This is a genomic window from Desulfocastanea catecholica, from assembly GCF_054657295.1.
This window is the reverse complement of sequence record NZ_BAAHYZ010000022.1, coordinates 23,025-45,308: the sequence shown is the minus strand read 5'-3', so window position 1 is coordinate 45,308 and position 22,284 is coordinate 23,025. Positions and strand designations below refer to the sequence as shown.

Annotated in this window: 20 protein-coding genes; 6 read left to right on the top strand and 14 right to left on the bottom strand. The window is 53.3% G+C overall.

Features of this window, described 5'->3' with window-relative positions:
• Positions 1-42 precede the first annotated feature (42 nt).
• Positions 43-759: a thioredoxin-dependent peroxiredoxin gene (prxU, locus tag ACYQ8U_RS17605; protein WP_459946873.1), complete on the top strand. Its 717-nt coding sequence runs from the start codon at positions 43-45 to the stop codon at positions 757-759.
• A 94-nt stretch (positions 760-853) separates the two neighbouring features.
• Here the strand turns inward: prxU and ACYQ8U_RS17600 are convergent, their stop codons facing one another.
• The 8 genes from ACYQ8U_RS17600 to ACYQ8U_RS17565 all read right to left on the bottom strand — a co-directional run bounded on the left by ACYQ8U_RS17600 (position 854) and on the right by ACYQ8U_RS17565 (position 8,863).
• On the bottom strand, positions 854-1,810 hold the full coding sequence (locus ACYQ8U_RS17600) for an aldo/keto reductase (RefSeq protein WP_459946872.1): 957 nt from the start codon (positions 1,808-1,810) through the stop codon (positions 854-856).
• 35 nt (positions 1,811-1,845) lie between these two features.
• On the bottom strand, positions 1,846-2,817 hold the full coding sequence (locus tag ACYQ8U_RS17595; RefSeq protein ID WP_459946871.1) for a dipeptide ABC transporter ATP-binding protein: 972 nt from the start codon (positions 2,815-2,817) through the stop codon (positions 1,846-1,848).
• On the bottom strand, positions 2,814-3,809 hold the full coding sequence (locus ACYQ8U_RS17590; protein WP_459946870.1) for an ABC transporter ATP-binding protein: 996 nt from the start codon (positions 3,807-3,809) through the stop codon (positions 2,814-2,816). Before ACYQ8U_RS17590 ends, ACYQ8U_RS17595 begins: the two co-directional genes overlap by 4 nt.
• A gap of 7 nt (positions 3,810-3,816) precedes the next feature.
• Complete coding sequence (locus ACYQ8U_RS17585) at positions 3,817-4,728, bottom strand: ABC transporter permease subunit (protein ID WP_459946908.1); 912 nt, start codon at positions 4,726-4,728, stop codon at positions 3,817-3,819.
• 17 nt (positions 4,729-4,745) lie between these two features.
• Complete coding sequence (locus ACYQ8U_RS17580; protein ID WP_459946869.1) at positions 4,746-5,756, bottom strand: ABC transporter permease subunit; 1,011 nt, start codon at positions 5,754-5,756, stop codon at positions 4,746-4,748.
• Positions 5,757-5,830: 74 nt separating this feature from the next.
• On the bottom strand, positions 5,831-7,432 hold the full coding sequence (locus tag ACYQ8U_RS17575) for an ABC transporter substrate-binding protein (RefSeq protein WP_459946868.1): 1,602 nt from the start codon (positions 7,430-7,432) through the stop codon (positions 5,831-5,833).
• Between the two features lie 137 nt (positions 7,433-7,569).
• Positions 7,570-8,046, bottom strand: coding sequence for a CYTH domain-containing protein (locus ACYQ8U_RS17570; protein ID WP_459946867.1), 477 nt, complete (start codon positions 8,044-8,046; stop codon positions 7,570-7,572).
• Between the two features lie 25 nt (positions 8,047-8,071).
• A complete protein-coding gene (locus ACYQ8U_RS17565; RefSeq protein WP_459946866.1) occupies positions 8,072-8,863 on the bottom strand; it encodes an EI24 domain-containing protein in 792 nt (263 codons plus the stop codon).
• 186 nt (positions 8,864-9,049) lie between these two features.
• On the opposite strand from ACYQ8U_RS17565, the gene radA reads away from it, so the two are divergent.
• Both radA and ACYQ8U_RS17555 read left to right on the top strand, forming a co-directional pair.
• The gene (radA, locus tag ACYQ8U_RS17560; RefSeq protein WP_459946865.1) at positions 9,050-10,414 is read left to right on the top strand and encodes a DNA repair protein RadA; all 1,365 of its coding nucleotides are present in this window, start codon (positions 9,050-9,052) and stop codon (positions 10,412-10,414) included.
• A 235-nt stretch (positions 10,415-10,649) separates the two neighbouring features.
• Positions 10,650-11,969, top strand: a complete 1,320-nt coding sequence (locus ACYQ8U_RS17555) for a cyclic nucleotide-binding domain-containing protein (RefSeq protein ID WP_459946864.1) — start codon at positions 10,650-10,652, stop codon at positions 11,967-11,969.
• Between the two features lie 34 nt (positions 11,970-12,003).
• Here the strand turns inward: ACYQ8U_RS17555 and ACYQ8U_RS17550 are convergent, their stop codons facing one another.
• The 6 genes from ACYQ8U_RS17550 to ACYQ8U_RS17525 all read right to left on the bottom strand — a co-directional run bounded on the left by ACYQ8U_RS17550 (position 12,004) and on the right by ACYQ8U_RS17525 (position 19,106).
• Positions 12,004-13,470 (bottom strand): DegQ family serine endoprotease, encoded by a 1,467-nt coding sequence (locus ACYQ8U_RS17550; protein WP_459946863.1) that lies wholly within the window; start codon positions 13,468-13,470, stop codon positions 12,004-12,006.
• A 385-nt stretch (positions 13,471-13,855) separates the two neighbouring features.
• A complete protein-coding gene (locus tag ACYQ8U_RS17545) occupies positions 13,856-15,205 on the bottom strand; it encodes a class II 3-deoxy-7-phosphoheptulonate synthase (protein WP_459946862.1) in 1,350 nt (449 codons plus the stop codon).
• A 148-nt stretch (positions 15,206-15,353) separates the two neighbouring features.
• On the bottom strand, positions 15,354-16,052 hold the full coding sequence (locus ACYQ8U_RS17540; protein ID WP_459946861.1) for a type I restriction enzyme HsdR N-terminal domain-containing protein: 699 nt from the start codon (positions 16,050-16,052) through the stop codon (positions 15,354-15,356).
• Between the two features lie 61 nt (positions 16,053-16,113).
• Positions 16,114-17,457: a TrpB-like pyridoxal phosphate-dependent enzyme gene (locus ACYQ8U_RS17535; RefSeq protein ID WP_459946860.1), complete on the bottom strand. Its 1,344-nt coding sequence runs from the start codon at positions 17,455-17,457 to the stop codon at positions 16,114-16,116.
• Positions 17,458-17,539: 82 nt separating this feature from the next.
• Positions 17,540-17,791: a hypothetical protein gene (locus ACYQ8U_RS17530; RefSeq protein ID WP_459946859.1), complete on the bottom strand. Its 252-nt coding sequence runs from the start codon at positions 17,789-17,791 to the stop codon at positions 17,540-17,542.
• Positions 17,769-19,106, bottom strand: a complete 1,338-nt coding sequence (locus ACYQ8U_RS17525; protein ID WP_459946858.1) for a paraquat-inducible protein A — start codon at positions 19,104-19,106, stop codon at positions 17,769-17,771. The genes ACYQ8U_RS17530 and ACYQ8U_RS17525 overlap by 23 nt, the downstream gene beginning before the upstream one ends.
• A gap of 255 nt (positions 19,107-19,361) precedes the next feature.
• On the opposite strand from ACYQ8U_RS17525, the gene prmA reads away from it, so the two are divergent.
• Genes prmA through mnmH form a run of 3 tightly spaced genes read left to right on the top strand, consistent with a single transcriptional unit; the run spans position 19,362 to position 22,161 of the window.
• Positions 19,362-20,282 (top strand): 50S ribosomal protein L11 methyltransferase, encoded by a 921-nt coding sequence (prmA, locus tag ACYQ8U_RS17520; RefSeq protein ID WP_459946857.1) that lies wholly within the window; start codon positions 19,362-19,364, stop codon positions 20,280-20,282.
• 56 nt (positions 20,283-20,338) lie between these two features.
• The gene (locus ACYQ8U_RS17515; protein ID WP_459946856.1) at positions 20,339-21,076 is read left to right on the top strand and encodes a 16S rRNA (uracil(1498)-N(3))-methyltransferase; all 738 of its coding nucleotides are present in this window, start codon (positions 20,339-20,341) and stop codon (positions 21,074-21,076) included.
• A gap of 41 nt (positions 21,077-21,117) precedes the next feature.
• Positions 21,118-22,161, top strand: a complete 1,044-nt coding sequence (gene mnmH, locus ACYQ8U_RS17510) for a tRNA 2-selenouridine(34) synthase MnmH (protein WP_459946855.1) — start codon at positions 21,118-21,120, stop codon at positions 22,159-22,161.
• Positions 22,162-22,284: the final 123 nt, after the last annotated feature.

Here is a 22,284-nt window from a genome sequence, read left to right as displayed (position 1 = left end):
TAATGCGACGTTGTCGCACCACCAAAAAAAAAGGAGGTAATTATGGCGGAAGAAGCAGCTGTTGGATGTGCCAGGCCGACAGGGGGGCCGGTTGGCGAGGATGTTGTCGAAGTGGAGGCGTCACCTAAAATAATTAAGGAGGAACGGACAATGGTCATGGTTGGTCAAAAAGCCCCTGATTTTGTTGCCCCGGGCTATCAACAAGGTAAGTTTGTCAATATTAAGCTCTCGGATTATTTAGGTAAGTGGGTTGTTCTTTGTTTTTATCCAGGCGATTTTACCTTTGTCTGAGCTACGGAAATTTCAGCGGTCGCTGAAAAATATTCCGTGTTTCAGGACATGGGTGTCGAAATACTTTCTATGTCCATTGATTCCATGTTTGTCCATAAGATGTGGGATGATGACGAGCTGGCAAAAATGGTTGCGGGAGGAGTCCCTTTTCCCATGTTGTCCGACGCTGGTGGCAAGGTCGGTAAAGTCTATGGGGTTTTTGATGAAACCGCCGGTGTCGAAGCCCGTGGCCGGTTTATCATAGATCCGGATGGAGTCATCCAGGGGTTTGAGGTGCTGACGCCTCCGGTCGGCAGAAATGTCAATGAGTCCATTCGGCAAATTCAGGCATTCCAGTTGGTGCGAGAGACGAAGGGTGCCGAGGCCACGCCTTCCGGCTGGCGCCCGGGCAAGAAAACGCTGAAACCAGGCATTGATCTGGTTGGCAAGGTCTGGCAGGAATGGAAGACCGATATGGCCTTTGATTGATAGGATGCGCTGTGCACGTCGTACCGGCCGGGCCAAAACCGCCGCCGGTACGACTTTTGAAAGAAATTTGCCTGCCTGGAGTCTCTGTACAACGTTATGAGTCCTTCCACAGGTCAGCGACGGTGTACGGAGAACCGGGCGTTGCGAAAAAAGCGCCATCGACAAAACGATAGCCACTCTCCAGTGCATTTATCGCCGCCAGGTCGCCTGCCTCAAGCTCCAGATCAGCGGCAAGAAAATTTTCCCGCAATCTTTCCGGGTTGACTGATTTAGGTATCACTGCCGTGCCTCGGGAAAGTCCCCAGACAAGCAGTACCTGTCCCGGGGTGATTTGTCGTTTTGCGGCGATTTCCAGAATAACCGGATGGTCGAGGAGTGAGGGTTCATCGGCCTTTTTCATGGCCGCCGGCCGATCCCCCGAGCCCAGTGGCGAATAGGCTGTGAGCAGCACCTGGTTTTTTTTGCAGTATTCGAGCATCTTTACCTGCTGCAGGTAGGGATGCAGTTCAATTTGGTTCATTACCGGTTGAATATGCGCCTGGCCTTTGAGGTCAATCAGGCGGCTGAGGTTGAAATTACACACACCGATATACCTGCACAGTCCCTTTTTCACCATCTTCTCCATCGCCTGCCAGGTTTCCATGAGAGGAATGGCCTCCGGGGCGAGATACTCCTCCGGCCGTTTGGGGAAAACAATATTCTGCTGAAAGTGAACCGGCCAGTGGATGAGGTAAAGGTCCAGATAGTCAAGCTGCAGGTCTTTCAAGGTTCTTTCCAGGGCCGGCTGTACATGTTTGTGGGCATGGGCGTTGTTCCACAACTTGGAAGTGATCCACAGCTCCTCTCTTTTCACCTGTCCGATCGTCAGTGCTCCGGCCAGGGCCGTACCGATCTCCTTCTGGTTCTGATAGATGGACGCGCAATCGATATGGCGATAACCGATTTCTAAGGCTTCTGCAACAGCCCGACCAGCTTCTCCATTGCTTGATTTCCAGGTGCCGAGCCCGAGGGCGGGTAGAGTAACTTTGTCTGTAATAGGAAGATATTTCATCAGCTCCTCCGAGGTGGGTTAAATAATCTGTAAGGCTAATAGGTCTTTGGATGATAACAGGCCACCATGCAGCCGTCAATGTCGCGCAGTTCCGGCGGTTTTACCCGGCATATTTCGGTCATCGACGGACAGCGTGGATGGAAGGTACATCCTGACGGCGGGGCAATGGGTGACGGCAGCTCGCCGCGCAGCACGATCCGTTCCTTGGTTCGAAAAGGATCAGCCACCGGCGTAGCCGAAAGCAGCGCCCTGGTGTAGGGATGGTGCGGTTTGCTGAACAGGGTGTCCCGGCTGCCGGATTCAACGGGTTTGCCGAGATACATGACCATCACCTCGTCGGCGATGTGTTTGACTACCGACAGGTCATGGCTGATAAACATATAGGCCAGATAGAACTGTTCCTGCAGCGTGGCGATGAGGTTGAGGATCTGCGCCTGTATCGACACGTCCAGGGCGGAGACCGGCTCGTCGAGTACGACGATTTCCGGATTGAGCATCAGGGCCCTGGCCACGGCGATTCGCTGCCGCTGACCTCCGGAAAACATGTGCGGATAGCGATCATAGTATTCCGGCCGGAGGCCGACGAGTTTGATTATCTTCAGGGCGGCGTCGCGTCGTTCTTTTTTACCCATGGTGGTGTTGACCAGCAGTGGTTCTTCCAGCGCATGACCGATTTTCTGGCGCGGGTTGAGAGAGCCGTACGGATCCTGAAAGACGATCTGTACCTTTTTATGCAGGTTGCCGAGCACCTTTTTATCGGCAGTGATGATATTGATGCCGGTGATTTTCAGCTCGCCGGATGTCGGCTTTTCAATCATCGTCACCAGGCGGGCCAGTGTTGACTTGCCGCAGCCGGATTCGCCGACGACCGCCAGGGTCTTGCCTTTGATCAGTTGAAAAGAAGCCCCGTCAAGGGCCTTTAAAATTGCCGGCTTCTGGAAGGAACCGCGTTCGACCTTATAGTGGCGGGTGAGATTTTCCGCCTCCAGAACCACATCTCCTTTCATGCGCGTACCTCCTCGGGATAGTTGGTCGGGAGTCCGGCCACCAGGGGATAGTGGCAGAGGGCACGGCCGAGCTCAAGCGATGCAGCGACCGGGGGAGTAGTGCGGCAGAGGTCGGTGGCATATTTGCAGCGGGGGGAAAAGAGGCAACCGACTGGTTTGTCGAATTGACCGGGGACGACGCCGGCGATTGACGGCAGTATCTTGGCAGTCGAGCGCTCCGGCAGAGAGTTAAGTAAAGCCTGGGTATAGGGGTGGTGCGGATCGGAAAACAACCCCTTCACCAGCTGTTTTTCCACCTGCTGCCCGGCGTACTGCACCGCCACTCTTTCGGCGGTCTCGGCAACCACGCCCATATCATGGGTTATCAGCACCAGTGACATGCCTTTTTCCTTTTGTAATGTGAGCAGCAGATCAAGAATCTGCGCCTGAATGGTGACGTCGAGGGCGGTCGTCGGTTCGTCGGCAATCAATAATCTTGGATTGCAGGAGATGGCTATGGCGATCATAACCCGCTGGTTCATGCCGCCGGAAAGCTGATGCGGGAAGGCGGAAAGCCGTTTCTCCGGTTCCGGGATGCCGACCAGATCAAGCAGCTCGATGGCGCGTTTTTTTCTCTCTGCCCGATTCATACCCATGTGGATTTTCAGCGTTTCGCTTAACTGAAACCCAACGGTAAAACAGGGGTTGAGACTGGTCATCGGCTCCTGAAAGATCATCGCCATCTTCGAACCGATGATCTGGCGGAGCTGCTTCTTGCTGATGGTTTTCAGATCCTGACCGTCAAAACGAAGGGTGTCGGCGGTGATGGTCGCGGTCCAGGGCAAAAGCCCCATCAGCGCCAGCATTGACACCGATTTTCCCGAGCCGGATTCCCCGACGATGGAGACGACCTCTCCGGGTTCAATATTCATCGAGACCCGGTCGACGGCGGTGAATTGTCCCCCGCCGGTCAAAAAGGTCACGCTGAGATTTTCAATTTCAAGTAATGGCATGGTCCATTTATGAGCGTTTGAGTTTCGGATCGAGGGCATCGCGCAGACCGTCGCCCATCAGGTTGATTGCCAGCACAGTGGTCAGAATGGCAACTCCGGGAAAGGTGACCACCCACCAGGCGCGCAGGATGAATTCGCGGGCTTCCGCCAGCATGGTTCCCCATTCCGGGGTCGGTGGCTGGGCGCCCATGCCTAAAAAACCGAGGGCGGCGGCGTCAAGGATGGCAGTGGAAAAACTGAGCGCAGCCTGGACGATCAGCGGCGCCATGCAGTTCGGCAAAATGGTAATAAACATCAGCCGCAGCGACTTGACACCGATGACTCTGGCGGCGGTAACATAGTCCTTGGTCATCTCCGACATCACCGCCGCCCGGGTCAACCGGACATAATGCGGCTGCTGCACGATGGCGATGGCCACCATGGCGTTCATCAGACTCGGTCCGAGGATGGCGACGAGAACCAGGGCCAGCAGCAGGCTGGGAAAGGCGAGAACGACATCCATGATCCGCATGATGAAGGTGTCGACCCGGCCACGGAAAAAGCCGGCCATAAGGCCAAGAATGACTCCGACAACCAGGGAAATCGAGACGACGATACAGCCGATAAACAGCGAATAACGCGAACCGTAGATCAGTCGTGACAGCATATCCCGGCCGATGGCGTCGGTACCGAGGAGAAAACGGGCATCGCCGCCGGTCTGCCAGAACGGCGGCTGGAGAAGGGCCTCTCGGAACTGCTCGTTCGGTAAATGGGGCGCGATGATATTGGCAAAGACGGCGATAAGGACGACGGCAATGAAAAAAAACAAGCCGATGACGGCACCGCGGTTTTCACTGAAATAGGACCAGAATTCGCGAAGATCGGCGATGAATCCGGTCGGCCGGCTATCGATGATTCCCTCTTCACTTACTGCTTGCATGGTTGTTTCGGTCATAATTAATCCGTATGGCGTATTTGCGGGTTGATCAGACCGTAGAGCAGATCAACCGCCAGGTTGACGAGCATGACGATTGCCGCAATGAGCAGCAGACCACCCTGTACCGCCGAATAGTCTCGTCTGAAGATTGAGTCGACCATCCATTTGCCGATCCCCGGCCAGGAAAAGATGGTCTCGGTGAGGATTGCCCCGGCGAACAGCACGCCGACCTGCAGACCGATCACGGTTATGACCGGGATCAAGGCGTTACGCAGGGCATGCAGACCAATGACCCGCTGGGGTCCGAGCCCTTTGGCCCGGGCGGTGCGTACGTAATCTTCACTGAGTACCTCAAGCATGGCGGAGCGGGTCTGCCTGGCGATAACCGCCAGCGGAATGGTGCCGAGGACGATGGCCGGGAGGATGAGATGGGAAACCGCTGAGGCAAAGGCACCTTCCTGCCCGGAGAGGAAACTGTCGATCAGCATAAAGCCGGTAACGGGCTCAAAATAATAGAGCATGGAGATGCGACCCGAAACCGGGGTCCAGCCGAGGATGCCGGAAAAAAAGATAATCAGCAGCAGCCCCCACCAGAAGATCGGCATGGAGTATCCGGTCAGGGCGCCGGTCATCACCGTGTGGTCAAACATCGAGCCTCGACGGGTGGCGGCGATCATCCCGGCCGGCAGGCCAAAGAATATGGCAAGGAGCATCGCACACAGAGAAAGTTCGACCGTCGCCGGAAAGAGGGTCATGAATTCGTCGAGCACCGGTTTTCTGGTGATAATTGACGTACCGAAATCGCCCTGCACCAGCTGTTTCAGATAGTAGCCGTACTGCAGGATGATCGGTTTGTCGAAGCCGAATTCGGCCATCAGGGCGGCATGCCGTTCCTCGCTCATCCCTCGTTCCCCGGCCATGAGGAGCACCGGGTCGCCGGGGAGGGTACGAATAAAGATAAAAGCCACCAGGGTAACGCCGAAAAAGGTGGGCAGAATGACACCCAGTTTTCTTAAGAAATAAACGAACATATGTGCGTTCTCTGTAGAATAGACGGTACAAAAAAGGCCGGGCAGATTGTCTCTGCCCGGCCTGCGGGGATCATTTACTTCAGGTCAACGCCGTAGAAAACATTGCCGCCGAAAGGATCGATACGGAAATCGACGACTTCCTTGCGTACCGGCTGGAATACCACGGAATGGGCGATGGTCGCCCAGGGAGCCTGCTCTTTGAAAATGAGCTGCGCTTCTTCATAGAGTTTGGTCCGTTCCGCCGGATCGGCAACAATCTTCGCCTTCTGGATCAGATCTTCGAAGGGCTGATGACACCACTGGGCACGGTTTGCCCCGCCGACGCCGTCACAGCCGAGCAGCACGGCGAGGAAGTTGTCCGGATCACCGTTGTCACCGGTCCAGCCAAGGAGGACGGCGCCATCACGGGTCTCTTCTTTGGAACGTTTCAGGTACTCACCCCATTCGTAGGAAACGATGTCCACTTTCACGCCAACCGCGGCAAAGTCGGACTGGAGCATCTCGGCCATACGACGGGCATTGGGATTATAGGGCCGCTGTACCGGCATGGCCCAGATGTTCATTTTCAGATCCTTGACGCCTGCTTCAGCCAGTGCTTTTTTGGCGGCGGCAGGATCATAAGGATCATCGACGACGGCATCGTTATAGGACCAGATAGTCGGCGGGATCGGATTCTTGGCAACCTTGCCGGCGCCCTGGAAGACCGCGTCGAGGATGCCCTGCTTGTTGATGGCCATGTTCAAGGCCTTGCGGACCTTGGGATTGTCGAAGGGGGCCATTTTCGTGTTATAGGCCATGTACCCGACATTCAGACCTTCTTTCTGCAGCAGGTTGATGTCGGCATCCTTGCCCATCGCTTCCAGATCGGCTGGATTGGGATAGGGCATGACATGGCATTCACCGGCTTTCAGTTTCTGGTAGCGGACGGAGGCATCGGGGGTAATAGCGAAGACCAGATTATCAAGAGGGGCTTTGCCTGCCCAGTAATCCGGATGGGCTTTATAACGAATGACGGCATCTTTCTGATATGCTACCAGCTGGAAAGGACCGGTACCGACCGGCTCGAAATCAATGACATTTGGGGTGCCGGCCTTCATCATCTTGTCAGCGTACTCTGCGGAGAAAATCGAGGCGAAATCCATGGCCAGATTGGCGATAAAGGGTGCTTCAGGCCGTTTGAGGATAAATTTGACGGTGTAGTCGTCGACCTTGATGATCTCTTGCAACAGTTCCGGCATGGACATACTGTTGAAATATTCATAGGAAGCACCACCCACCTTATGGAAGGGGTGTTCTTTGTCAAATTGGCGCATGAAGGTGAAAATGACATCATCGGCGTTGAAATCACGGCTCGGGGTAAACTTTGCGGTGGTGTGAAATTTTACGCCTTTGCGCAGATGAAAGGTGTATTCGGTACCATCGGCGGAAATATCCCATTTTTCGGCAAGACCCGGGCCGATCTCGGTGGTCCCCCGTTTAAACTCGGAGAGTTTGTTGAAAACCTGTCGGGAGGAGGCATCAAAGGTCGTTCCCGCGGTATAGAAGGCAGGGTTAAAGCCTTCGGGACTTCCTTCGGAACAGAATACCAGCGTTTTCGGTGCTGCCATGGCATTCATCGAAGCCAGCAACAAGGTCGCACCACAGAATGCAGCAATCAGATTCTTCGTTTTTCGCATCTTTTTGGTCTCCTCTTTTTAAGTTGTATACCGTTATGGTACCCACTGCATGCTATACTAGACTGTAACGGTGAAATAGTAAAACAGATTTTAAAACTGTTTCAGGTCGTCGCACCCATCGCTTCCGACGGCTTTCGTCATTGCTTGTTTTTCCAGTTGGCGAAAGGATTGACGACCAGATTGGCATTGTAATATCTGCTGTCGTCGGTGACTTCTCTGCCTATCCATGCAGGTTTGGTGAATTGCTGTCCTTCGTGCTGCAATTCAATCTCGGCAAAGAGTAGCCCTTCGTTTTCTCCTTTGAATTCATCTACTTCCCAGATGAACCCGGCGAATGGAATCTTGTATCTGGTTTTTTCGATGAGGGGTTTCCGGCAAAGTTGATCGAGCATTTCCCGGGCATCATCGATGGGGATATCATATTCATACTCAAGCCGTGTGCCCCCGACATTCGGGCCTTTAATGGTCAAGATTCCCTGCTCGTCGATGATTCTTACGCGAACTGTTCGACCTTTTTCCGCATTGAGGTATCCCTGGCAGTACATTTTACCTGATCCCAGGCCGCGCCAGTCATCGTTTGCCAGCAGGAATTTTTTTTCAATTTCTTTACCCATGAAAGTATCCTTGTAAAAGTATCCGTTAAAAAGAGGGAGTGGATGGTCTGTTGGCACGTTCAATGGCCGAAAAATTCAAGGTGGTGTGTACAGTGAGCAAGGGAAAGAGCAGGGCGATAGCGAAGATGTTGACGAAAGGGATCATACTGACCAGGGCGGGCAGAACGCCCAGGCGGAAAGCAGGGCTGCGGTGCCTGCGCAGCCAGCGAAGTTTTCTGCCCAGTGACCAGCCACGCCGTGAGGCCGGATAATCGATGAACATCAGGGCCGAATAGTAGGTATACAGGAGCAGGACGATCACCTGACCTATTCCCGGAATGAAATTAACAAAGAGGGCGACAAGGGTGACAAACATGCCGAAAATGGCAATTTTTATACCCTCGAAGATGTCGGAAAAAAAACCGACCACGGAAAAGTTTGCCTCGGCGTCGAAATGCGTGCCGGCATGGAGCTTTTCCGCAGCTGTACTGAGGAAGACATAGCCGGGAGTGGAGAAGCTGTAGGCGAAGAGAAAAGCGAGATAAAAGGCGACTATCCTCGAGACAATGAGAAACAGCCAGCTGCCGACCAGCCAGCCTTTGTGCTTGATCCATCCGAGCACCCCCTCAGCTGCCGGGGCAGTGGCAACAAAATTTCCGGTCCATTGATCGATGAAATCGACGGTAAACTGAAAGCCGATCCAGGTAAGGGCAATGGTTATCAGAAAAAGAAGAAAGCTCCAGCCAAAGAGCCTTTTTCGGCGGATCATCAGGGAAAATGAGGTAGACAGCGGTATCCATTCGGCGGCATGGGCTGTTACATGGAGTTGCTTTTGCATGGTATTTACTGGTATAACGGGTATGTTTTTACGGTTTTGACGATCTCTCTACCGGGTGCAGGAAAGTATAGAGCATTTCGACTGCATGTAAAGGCTGAAAACGGATGTATTTTCAACGGAAAACACAACATTGATAAACTCATAAAAAGTCGGATTACAGGATGGCTAAGTAAAAAACTTCATATTATGAATATACTGAGCAAAAAGCAGAACCGGCCGGTTTTTGTCTGCCGGCAGTGTGGCTATCAGAGCGGCAAGTGGCTTGGCCGCTGTCCCGAATGCGGCGAATGGGAGAGTCTGGTTGAGGAGATTATTAATCCGCATATCCCGGTAAAAGGTTCCCTGGCCCAGCCGCAGCCGCTGTATCTGGCCCCCGATGGGGACGAGGAACGGATCAGCACGCATATCGACGAACTCGACCGGGTTCTCGGCGGCGGCATAGTGCCGGGCTCGGTGGTGTTGATCGGCGGGGAACCGGGAATCGGTAAATCGACCCTGCTTCTCCATCTTCTCGCCGCAATAGCCGAGGATGGCAAGAAGGTCCTCTATGTCTCCGGCGAAGAGTCGGCCCGGCAGATCAAGATGCGCGCCAGGCGGCTTGGCGCCATTCATCCGGAACAGTTTCTGGCGACGGAGAACGTGGTCGAGCATATCATCGCCATGACCTGTGCGATGCGGCCGAGCCTGCTCGCCGTCGATTCCATCCAGACCCTCACCTGTGCGGAGATATCCTCTTCTCCCGGGTCGGTCACCCAGGTACGGGAGTCGGCATATAAGCTGCTCGGCATGGCCAAGAAAGAGAATATTCCGGTCGTCCTGGTCGGGCATGTGACCAAGGATGGTGCCATCGCCGGGCCGAAGGTGCTGGAGCATATGGTCGACACGGTGCTCTACTTTGAGGGAGATCGCAGCCATGCCTTTCGCATCCTGCGGACGGTGAAGAACCGTTTTGGCTCTACCAACGAGATCGGCGTCTTTGAAATGAAGGAAGAAGGGCTGGTCCAGGTGAGTAACCCGTCGGAGATTTTTCTGGCCGAGCGGCCGTTGAACGAACCGGGCTCGGTGGTACTGCCAAGCGTTGAAGGAACGCGGCCTATTCTGGTCGAGGTCCAGGCCCTGGTCAGTCCGACCAACCTGGGTACGGCCAGGCGCACGGCCATAGGCGCCGACCAGCAGCGGCTGTCTCTGCTCTGTGCGGTGCTCGAAAAAAAGGGTGGCCTGGACATGTACGGCAATGATATCTTTCTCAATATTGCCGGCGGCATGCGTATTGATGAACCGGCCCTTGATCTCGGGGTGATCTGCGCTTTGGCCTCAAGCCTGCTGGAAAAACCGATATCCTCCACCACGGTGGTGTGCGGCGAGGTCGGTCTGGCCGGAGAAGTTCGGGCCATAGGCCATGTCGATGTGCGCATTCGCGAAGCCCATCGGTTAGGTTTTTCCCGTTTTGTGCTGCCGAGAAGCAATAAGGAGCGGATAACCTGGCAGCCGGGAATTGAATTAATCGGTGTAGCAAATCTGTCAGAGCTTATGGATGTTGTGTTTGGGTGAATTACCTGATAAAATTACTAAAATAAACATCAAAGGGAGTAGAATTATGTCCGATTCGCATCATGATCACCACGAAGATAACTCGGTAAACGTCAAGATTGCCCTGTTTTTTGTCGCCGTCATCGCAGCTCTTGTCTTTATCGGCTGGATAAACTGAGTAGTGACAGAGAGCCTTGCTGAGCTGCGGGTATCGTATCCTTCACCAATGTGTTCAATAGAGGTTTAAAGACAGCTGATGTCTCCCGAGGGATCTGAAAACAAACCAAAGAACGGGCCGGAAAGAGAAGTTGTTATTCTGATGACCGACATGGTCAGGTATTCGCGAAAATCCTCGGGGATGACCCCGGAGGAAATCCGTGATTTTCTCACCGACTATCACGGGAAGATCCATGATCTCATCTGCCGGGAAGAAAATCAACCCCTGGACATCGAACCTTCTGCCGGAGATGGCTGTCTGGTCGTTTTTGACAAGCGTCCGGGGGAAGGGCGCGCCGGTATCTGTACCCGGGCACTGCAGGCAGCTCTGAGAATGGCTGAGGCCACTGCCGAGGAACGTCTGGCGCCAACCAGAATGGGCATTCTGCTTGGCCGGATAACCGAAGCGCAACTTGGCACCAGAATGGCCAAATTCGGTTCCAGCTTTGCCGTTGCCAATCGTCTAGAGGAACTTTGTGGCCACTTCGGCACCCATCTGCTGATGGATCGGGAGGTTGCACGCTATCAGAAAGGGTTTGACGACTTGCTGGTAACCATAGCCAAGATCAGCCTGACAAGTGTTCTGCACCCGATGAATATTTTCACCCTCTATAAGCCGGGCATCCAGAATTGTCCGCCAGAGGTGGATGAAGCGGAACTGCGCAAATTTAACCGGATGAAAAATGCGGCGATGGAATTTTTCAGCGGTAATCTCCTTCTTGGTGTCGAACCGGATTTTCCCCGGGTTCGGGAAGAACTCCTTGTCGCACAGAATTTTTTCAAGGAGCTGACCGGTCGGGAAGATGTCGGTACCGAGCGGATCCTTGAATATATACGTGAAACACCTTTTCCGGCGGAAGATTTCGATCAGCGGGGAATGAAGTTGATGGAAAAGAGCCGGGATTCCCTTGGCGAACGATTGTTCCATCTGTCAAAAGAACTTTTGCGAGCCCTGGACTCCAGTTTTTATCACGCCCTGGTGGTCGACACCAAATGGGAGCGATATTTCAAGCTGCAGTGGTCTAAAAAAGGTGACACTATAATAAAAATAGACAGTGTTCCCGATGGGATATACTATCTGGACAGTGGCACGACGGAAGCTTTTAACAGCCACAACGAACTCCTTGCCACCATGGAGGCCGGAACGATCTTTGGCGAAATGGCCTATTTCGGCAAAGAGCAAAAACGGACAGCCACGGTTGTGGCGAAAACAGATGTCGTTTTAAGAAGAATTTCCACCGAGGACTTTACCAAGCTGCCGGTGATCATAAAGATATTTGAGCGGATAGCCATTGCCCGTCGACTCGAGATTGCCGAAAATCCGGTGCATCCGCAAGATAAGGCCGCGCTCTCCGCCTGATCGGACAGCGAAGAACGCGACCTTGCTGCATGGATTATTTCGCTGACAGCACGATATAGGTTGAATAATTGCCCGAGCGGATCCGCAGCAGGACCTTGTCGGAATTTGATTGTTTCAAGACGTTTTGCAGATCCTTCAGGTTCGTGATCCTTGCTCTGTTCACCTCTTCCACCAGCTGACCCGGTTTGAGACCCGCCGCTTCCGCCGCGCTGCCGGAGGCAACGTCACTTATAATCAGCCCGCTGTCCTGTTCATATTCAAATTTCTTGGCAAGTTCCGGAGTGAGCTCCTGCAGTGTGAGGCCATACTGCTCCATGGATTGATCACCACTGGAGCCCGGGCCTGCTTTACCGAAATCAGATGGCTGTTCCCCGATAGAGACCTGCACCTTCTTTGGCCTGCCGTCACGCATAATGTCGAACATTGCCTTCGTGCCGGGTTTCAGGAGAGCCACTCTGTTGCGCAGATCGGAGACGTCAATGAGATCGACATCGTTCAGCTTCAGGATAACATCCCCCTGCTTCATACCGGCGGCACCGGCCGGAGAATCTTTTTGCACCTCACTGATGAGGATACCACCGGCTTTTTTCAGGCCGAAGGATTCGGCCAGATCCTTATCGACGTTCTGGATAACCACCCCAAGCCAGCCGCGGGTGACCTTGCCTTCGCGCTGCAGCTGATCTTCAATGGATTTGACCATATTGATAGGGATGGCAAAGCCGATGCCCATATAGCCGCCGGTCCTTGAGTAGAGGGCGGTATTGATGCCGACGACCTCACCCCGGCCATTAATGAGCGGTCCGCCGCTGTTGCCCGGATTGATGGCCGCGTCGGTCTGGATGAAGTTTTCATAATCGCTTATGCCGACGCTCGACCGTCCGGTCGCGCTGACGACGCCGATGGTAACGGTCTGGCTGAGGCCAAAAGGATTACCGATAGCGATAACCCACTCCCCGGCCTCGAGGTTGGCGGAATCTCCGAGCGGCAGGACGGGCAGGTTGGCCGGATCCTCAATCTTCAACAGCGCGACATCCGTCTGAGGATCCGTACCGACAACCCTGGCCTCGAAATCCCGATCATCGGAAAGGGTGACCTTGATCGTGTCGGCTCCGTCAACCACATGATTATTGGTCAGGATAAAACCGTCCTTGCTGATGATAAATCCGGAGCCCTGGCCGTGTTGTTTGTATTCTCTCGGTTTTGGCTGTTGTTGGCGAAAACCCGGCCCGAAAAACTGATCGAAAAAGGGGTGATTAAACATATCTTCAGGGGTCAGGATGCCGGGAGAACGACTCGTGGTCGTTTTTTCCACCTTGATATTGACTACGGCAGGTTTGGCCTTTTTAACGACATTGACAAAGGCCTTTGAAGACCTGTCGAGGATGGCCATATCGTCGTTTGGGCTGGTTTGGGCATACGACTGCCCGCCAATGAGCGTCAGACAGAGCACCAGAAGGGTGAGGATCCCTGGAACAGGGAAGGGTACTTTTGTAATGTTCATGCGCATTCTCCTTTAGTGCCTTACTCCAGGAAGGCTATCATAAATAACAAGAAACCTGGAGACGGCTTTGAAATTAAGAACTTAAAGTGACTACCAAGGCACTTATCCCGGCTTATTTTCCCGTTTTCCGGGGTTAGATCAAGACTCCTGATTGGATGCTGATGGAAAAGTCAGTTAAAAATCGGCTGGCAGTGCGACTGTGCAGTGTGACTGCGTTCCGATCCGAAAATGAAGACAACACTTCGGTTCTGTTTCTCTGGAGAATAGTAAACGTGAAAAAAATACCGTCAAGAAAGATTACTGAAATGTAATCTTGAAGAATGGGCGGCAAGTCTCTAGGAGGCTTGCCGCCCGTTGTACGAGAAGAAAGGAGCGGAGCCGTCGGTCAGCTGCGGATCATATCGGCTATCTGGAATGCCACCTCTAGGCTCTGTTCCGCATTCAGGCGGGGGTCACAGCTGGTCAGATACTTGTCGGAGAGTTCCTCGTCGCCGATGTTATGTGCACCGCCGGTACATTCCGTGACGTTGTCCCCGGTCATCTCCAGATGGATACCTCCGGGGATGGTGCCTTCCGACCAATGGGTTTCGAAAAAACAGGTTATCTCCGAGAGAATATCATTAAAATTCCTTGTCTTATGACCGGATTTGGCGGTATAGGTGTTGGCATGCATCGGATCGCAGCTCCAGACGATGTTAAAACCCTCTTTTTTCATTTCCCGCAGCAGCGGCGGCAGCGCCTTCTCGACTTTTTTCATGCCCAGCCGGGTGATTATGGTCAGTCGTCCCGGGTCGTTATCAGGATTGATGATCTCGATAATGCGTTTCACATCATCGATATCGTAGGTGGGACCGAGTTTTAGGCCAATCGGATTATGTACGCCGCGTAAAAATTCGATGTGCGCGCCATCCACCTGCCGGGTACGCTCGCCGATCCACAGCATATGCGCTGAACAATCGTACCAGTCACCGGTTATGGTATCCATGCGGGTCAAGGCTTCTTCGTACTGCAGGAGCAGCGCTTCATGGGAGGTAAACAGCTGGGTCTGATTAATCTGTGGCGTTTCCGAGGAAATGCCGATGGTCTCCATGAATCTGATGGCATGGCTGATCTGCTTGGCTAACCGATCATAGGACCGTCCCATGGGCGAGTGTGCGACAAACTCCTGGTTCCATGCCTGCACCCTCTGCAGCGAACCATAACCGCCACGGGTAAAGGCGCGCAGCAGGTTCAGGGTGGAAGCGGCCATGTTGTAGCCTTTGAGCATGAATTTGGGATTGGGCTTGCGGGATTCCGCCGTGAAAGCCGCGGTATTGACCATGTCCCCCCGATAGGACGGCAGTTCAACGCCGTCGATAATCTCGGTGTCGGAGGAGCGTGGTTTGGCAAATTGTCCGGCAATTCTGCCCACCTTAATCACCGGTTTACCGCCGGCGTAGGTGAGGATTACCGCCATCTGCAGTAAGACTTTCAGGGTTTCGCGGATATTTGGCGCGGTAACCTGGGCAAAGTTTTCCGAGCAATCTCCCCCCTGCAGTAAAAAGGCGTCTCCGGTCACCGCTTTGGCCAACAGCTGTTTTAAGGAACGTATCTCCCCGGCAAAGACGAGAGGGGGAAGGGTAGCTAAATTCGTCAGTACTTTGTCCACGGCGGCCTGTTCCGGCCAGCTAGGCTGCTGCAGGGCGGTGAAATTTTGCCAGCTTGATTTGGTCCAGTTCTTCTGTACTGTCGGCATGATAATTCCCTCGGAGGATTGAAAATGTATGTATTTGGTGATTGGGTCAGGAGTCGATGGTTGGGTAAGTTTTACGTTGTCAGTTTAGGAAGTACTATAGTAGCCCTTTGGGGTGTCTTTTACAATACCCGTGAAAGGAGTGCAGGTATTAAAAACAACACCGTTCGACATCGAAGGCATTGAGGATGCGCAGTTCACGCTCCCTGCGCGTGGCTTCAGGCGGGGGAAGGAACAGCAGATCGGCAAACATCTTTTCGGCTGCAGCATGATCGGGAATAGCGTCTAAGCCATATTCGAGAATTTTGCCGGTTGTTGTGTCCAGCAGTTCACCATCCCTGCCGTTTGTCACAACGGCAAGGGGAATAATGTATTCCGGGTTGATGACTCTGGCGGCGGCAATAGCCGGCCTCTCTCGACTGACGAGAGAACCCGGACCGTAACGAATGATCATGAACTGTTTATCGTACAGGGTAACAGTCAGTTCAATGGTCGAGATGACAAAACACCTGGAAAAAAGAGTTTCAATCTTCAAGCGTGGGGTGAGCAATTCTCTGGCATAGCCCTTTTCTTCAACCATCATGCGGCTGAGATCCTGCCGAATACGTTCGTCGTCGGTGTCGGTCAGTTCTTCCCCGGTCAGATAATCCCTGAGGCTGCCGTAGATGAGGTGATGGGGTTTGGGAACAAGCATGTTTCGGCCGGTAGTGAGGTTTTTATTATGCCATCTTGAAATCCGACTTTTTACCAGTTTATCACCGTGTGTTCTATGAAAATAATAATCTCCCAGGTTTTTGCAAGTGCCCGGCAGGTGTTGCCAGGCGAGATACCGCTGCCGGTCAAGGTCCATCAGCCCGGCTCTCCGGTTTGATGGACCTTGTTCAGGCTGTCTGCATTGTACAGAGAACGGGCTAAATCCTCGGCAGATTGGCAATGGACTTGGCGATCTCTTCTGTGGGATAGTCATAGTCATGCAGTTGACCTGCATAGTACTTGTCGTAAGAGCCCATGTCGATCAGGCCGTGACCTGAAAAATTAAACAGAATGGTTTTCGGGTCATTGAGATCACGGGTGGCCTCGATAATGGCCCCGCGAATGGCATGGCATGTCTCCGGCGCGGGGATGATCCCTTCCGTTTTGGCAAACAGTACCCCGGCCTCAAAACATTCGAGCTGATGCAGCTTGATCGGCTCAACGATATTTTCCCGGACCATGGCGGAAACGATGGGGGACATACCGTGGTAGCGCAGCCCCCCGGCATGGATTCCCGGAGGAATGAAGTCGTGTCCCAGGGTGTACATATACAAAAGCGGGGTGGTCTGGGCCACATCGCCATAATCATAGGCGAGTTTTCCCGCAGTCAGCGTCGGGCATGATGCCGGCTCGGTGCCGACAAAACGGATCTTTTTCCCTTCGAGAAAATCGGGGATATAGGGACTGGCCAGGCCGGCAAAATTTGACCCGCCGCCACAGCAACCGATGATGACATCCGGGTATTCTCCGGCAATCTCCATCTGTTTTTTGGCTTCCAGACCGATAATTGACTGGTGCAGGATAACGTGGTTCAGCACCGAACCAAGGGCATATTTCGTGTCGTCTCTGGTCGAGGCATCCTCCAGCGCCTCAGAGATAGCAATACCCAGAGAACCGGCGGTATTGGGCATTTTTTCCAGAATCATCCGACCGGATCTCGTCTCCTTGCTAGGGCTGGCGATAACCTGGGCGCCATAGGTATGCATGATCGATTTGCGGTACGGTTTCTGGTCAAAGGAGACGCGAACCATATACACCGTGCACTCAATGCCGAATTTACTGGTGGCGAAGGCCAGGGCACTGCCCCACTGTCCCGCGCCGGTTTCAGTGGTCAGACGTTTGACGCCTTCCTGTTTGTTGTAGTAGGCCTGGGCGACGGCACTATTGGTTTTGTGCGAGCCGACCGGAGAGACGCCTTCGTTTTTAAAAAATATCTTGGCTTTCGTCTTCAGGGCCTTCTCCAGGCTTGTCGCCCTGACTAAGGGAGAAGGACGCCAGATTTTCAGGATATCGAGGACCTCCTCGGGAATATCGATAAATCGCTCGGTGGACATCTCCTGTTCGAGGAGGCCCATGGGGAAAATCGCGGCCAGCTTCTCCGGGCCCATGGGTTGCTTGGTTTCCGGATCAAGTGGCGGTTTGACACCGTTTGGCAGATCCGGAACAACGTTGTACCATTGGGTGGGCATCTCATCATCACGCAAGACGATTTTTTTGATCATGATTTCTCCTTCAGCAAAAGATCTGGTGCATCGATTCTGCCGGGGTGGCAGTGTCAGTATTGGTCAGGTAAAATTCTGTTCTTTACCATAATTTTCGACCGGTTGGCAATAAGCGTTTCGCCTTACCTATCTCGATTTTTCGGTAACAGACACCAGTGCCGATCTGTAGGCCTTTAAAGCTCCCGGACAGGGTGGTGTCAAGGCCCTCGACCGATCTTGCCGACAGTTGCGGACGGACGATCCAGAACAGGGTATCGTCAGCAAGATTATCAATGATATCCTGGTCCATTTTCACGATGGCCTTTAGCTGCTTATTGCCGAGGCCGGGAAGCATTTCGAGTGATCCGATCGGTAATTACTGTTTCGCTGATGCTGCATTTATCCCAGATTATCCGCGGATCAAAGGTAATCACCGCGAACATGGTCGAGGCAACGACAATGCAGAAATAGGTGGCGGCCGGTGCGATATGTATTGAAGTAAAAAAACCAAAATCAACAAGGACGGTGAGCAGGGCAATGACAAAAATATCCAGCATCGACCATCTGCCGATAAAAGAGATGAAGCGAAACATCCTCGCCTTCTGTCGCAGCAGATATACATCGCAGGGCCGGTTGGAAAGCAGGAGTATGGCGATACCGACTATTTTGAAGACGGGAACGAGAACCGAGGCGGTAAAAATGATCAGGCCGATTACGTAGGCATCATGCCGAAAAAAATAGATGATACCATCAATGATTGTCGATCGATCGGGAACGCCCATGAAATCGACCCGCATGATCGGTAACAGATTCGCCGGAGCAAGAAAAATCGCCGAGGTGAGCAGCAAAGCCCAGGTTCTGGAAATACTGAACGGCTTTCTGGTATGCAGCATCTCCTTGCAGCGTGGACATCGCTCCCCTTCCAGGGCGGTCGGCGACAGTTTATGGCAGATATGGCAGAGGATCAGGCCGTGGCCGGCGGCGGTGACAGGCCCACCATGGTCTGGCCGGCGGCGGACAGCCGGTTCGCCTGGCTTTTTCTCGCCCTTCTGGTCGATGGCCTGCCAGAAGTCCTCCTTATCGATGATTGATGTAATAGTCAGGGTGAGCAGAACCAGCCCGGTAAAGCAGAAGATCCCCGTATGATAAAATATCTCCGCGCTGGTCCCCATTTTTATGATCGTTATCAGGATGCCGAGAAGATAGACTTCAACCATCGCCCACTCTTCCAGGTGCAGATAGGTGCGAAACAGCCTCGGCAGGTACGAGGGATACTGTTGTCGGGAGAGCTGGAGAGAAATGACAAAGATCGAGGTAAGGAGCAGCAAGGGAAAGACAACCGCCGAGATCAGCACCATGAACGAGACAAAGTAATAGTCATTGCAGTAAAAATTCACGACCGACTCGAGGATGTTTGCCGAGTCGCTGAAACCAAAGGATTTCATGGTCATGAGAGGCAGGAGAATGGCCGGCAGGTAGAGGAGCAGACCGGCGATACTGAGAGCCAGTGTTTTTAAGATTGAATCCCTGTTTCTCCTGCTTATTGTCTTGCCGCAACGGGGGCAGATGAGTGAATGTCCGGCGGGAACTTCCGCCCGATTGAGGAGTGTGTCGCAGTCAGAACAGGCGATGAGATGGTCGATACTATTTGAAATTGTGATCGGATTCAATGCAGACTCTGTATTGACAAACTCGTTAAAACTTCGACTTCCGATGGATAAGTAAAAAGCTTCATATTGGAGGCGTGCAATTTTTCTATTATTTCGGCGTACTGAAGTACGTCGTAATGATAGAAAAATTGAAAAAACGAACAAGATGAAGAGTTTTTACGACGCCATTCAACTATAGTAGTGTGAACTGAACCATTTGTCATATGAAAAACTGTTGCCTGAGAGAATCAAGGTGCGAAAAATAAGGTGAAGGAATTGACGAAACATGCGCAAGGGAATGGTATCGATAACAAATGGTTAAAGATCACCATCACAACTGATCCCCGGCTGGTGGAGCCGATCAGTGATTTTCTGATCGGCGTGATCGAGGCGGGGGTGGAGACGGGTGCCCGGGATGAGCTTTTGTATGGGACGGTAAACGGCTACCTGGACAAAGCAAATCTCAGCCCGGATGAGGTGGATACCATTCTCCACAGGGTATCGACTTATCTGTCCGAGCTGGCTGAAATTTTTCATGTTTCCACGCCGTCACTGTCCTCGAGCATGATTGACGAGGAAGACTGGGGGAAAAACTGGAAAGAACATTTCAAACCTTTTACCATAGTCCCCGGGCTGGTCATTGCCCCGACCTGGGAGGAATACCGACCGGCTGGCGGCGAGGCGGTGATCACTATGGATCCGGGGATGGCCTTTGGTACCGGCCACCATGCCACGACCAGTCTTTCTCTGGAGTTTATTCGAGGGACGCTCGCGGAAAAAAGCGGTGTTACCCTGCTTGATGTCGGCACCGGTACGGGGATTCTCGGCATGGCGGCGGTGCTTTTCGGCGCCAGGGCTGTCCTCGGTATAGACAACGACCCGGAGGCGGTTTCGGCGGCAAAAGAGAATGTACGCAGGAATGGGCTGCAGGAGGCTATGCAGGTAAGCCTCGTCCCCCTTGCCTCACTGGCCGAACCGTATGGAATCGTCGTCGCCAATATTGTCCATGATGTCTTGGTCGGCATGGCGGACGATCTGATCCGGATGCTCGCCGGCGGCGGCTCACTGATTCTTTCCGGCATACTGGCAGGTGAACAGGTGGCGAATATAACAAACGTTTTTACCGCCAAAGGGCTGCAGCTGTCAGGGCAGGAAACTCGGGAGGAGTGGGCGGCGCTGCGTTTTTCCAGTAAGTGAGAGCAGTCACTGGAGAATGATAACAGAGGATAATAACAGAGGATAAAAACAAGTCGATGCGACGTTTTTTTTTCGATCCGTCTTTGCGTAACGGTGATAGCGTTTTTCTCTCCGAAGAGGAATCCCGCCATATAACCAAGGTGTTACGGCTGAAACAGGGCGATACAGTAGAGCTTCTTGACGGTCTGGGGGCGGTGTACCAGGCGGTTATCACTGCCGTCGGACGCCAGGTGCAGGCCGATATACGAGGCATTGTCTCAAGGGCCACAGATGCAGAAAAATCGCTCTGGGTGTGGCAGAGCATCCTGAAAGGAGAGAAGATGGACACCGTGGTGCAGAAATGTACCGAGCTGGGGGTGACCGGGATGATTCCTTTTCAGAGTTCCAGGTGTCAGGGAAAACTTGATCCGGTACAGGGCCGGAAAAAACATGAGCGCTGGCAGCGTATCGCCCTGGCGGCCTGCAAACAGTGCCTGCGTCTGCAGACACTCCACATCGACGCCCCCGCCGGCTATACCGCATCACTCACGACAAAAGCGGCAGACAAAGATATTCTCCGGCTGCTGTTCTGGGAAGAGGAAAAAACTACCCATCTCCATGATATTGGAGAAATCTCCCAGGCGTCCTCGCTAGCTCTGATGCTTGGCCCGGAGGGCGGCTTTACCCGGCAGGAGGTCGACGAGGCACGGCTGCTTGGCTGGCGTACCGTGGGGCTGGGGGACAGGATACTGCGGGCGGAGACGGCGACGCTCAGTGCGGTGGCCATTGTCCAGTATCTGGCGGGTAATTTATAACCATGAAAGATGCAATGGCAGAGGAAAAAAAAGGAGAGGGAGTGCAAAGAGATCTGTGTCGTTCGACAATCCTTGGCCGGTCTTCCCGGCAGATACAGCTCGATGAAGCGCTGGCCGGCGGCCACCAGATCATTGATGTCCGTTCCGCCGGGGAATTTTTCGCCGGGACCATCCCCGGGGCGATCAACGTTCCGCTCTTTGATGACGATGAGCGCAGTGTTATCGGCACCATTTACCGGCATGGCGGCCACGAGCAGGCTGTCGACAAGGGCTTTGACTACGTAAAAAAGAAATTATCCGAGCTGCTCGGAGCCTTTCAACCCTTTACCTCGAAAACCATCACCGTCTTCTGTGCCAGAGGAGGCATGCGCTCGCTGTCGGTCGTCAATCTCCTCGTGCAATCCGGCTATCAGGCCTTTCAGCTGGAAGGAGGGTATAAAACCTATCGCCAGAATATCCTCGATCGTCTGGAGAATTTCCAGCCAAAACTGATAGTCATCCACGGCCTGACCGGCTCGGGTAAAACCCGCATCCTGCAGAAACTGGCCTCGGCCATCGATCTGGAAGACCTTGCCGAACATCGCAGTTCTCTTTTTGGTGGACTCGATCGAACCCCGAGCAATCAGCGGACCTTCGAAAGCAGGCTGGTGCACATTATCGGCGCCCTCGGCAAAGAGCCGTATTTCATTGAAGGGGAGAGCCGCAAGATCGGCAGGGTCTTCATCCCCCGGCCCCTGGCCCTGGCCATGCAGGAGGCGGTGCTGGTCAAGGTTGATTGCCGTCTTGAGACGAGAATCAACCGCATCATCGAGGACTATCCGGTGACTGATACGGCAATGCAGAACCGCATCGAAAATATCCTCAAATCCCTCAGGCAGAATATGGGACAGGGGCAGGTGGAGCAGATGTGTCTGCTGCTGAGAAATGGCCAATTACACGAGCTGGTGCGTATCCTGCTGGTCGATTACTACGATAAACGATACAGCAAGAGCATGCGTGACTATCGGTATCAGCTGGAGTTGTCCTCCGAAAATATTGACGAGGCGGTAGCCGGACTTACCGAGTTTCGCCACACGCTTAGGTGATCGTGGCGGAAGAAAAAACAGTGCAAAACATAATAAATTCCTTGGTCCTCATTTTTTCGCTTGAATTACGACAAGCAGCCTTGTAACCATAAATAAGGGTAAAAAATAGAGACGCTCATATTC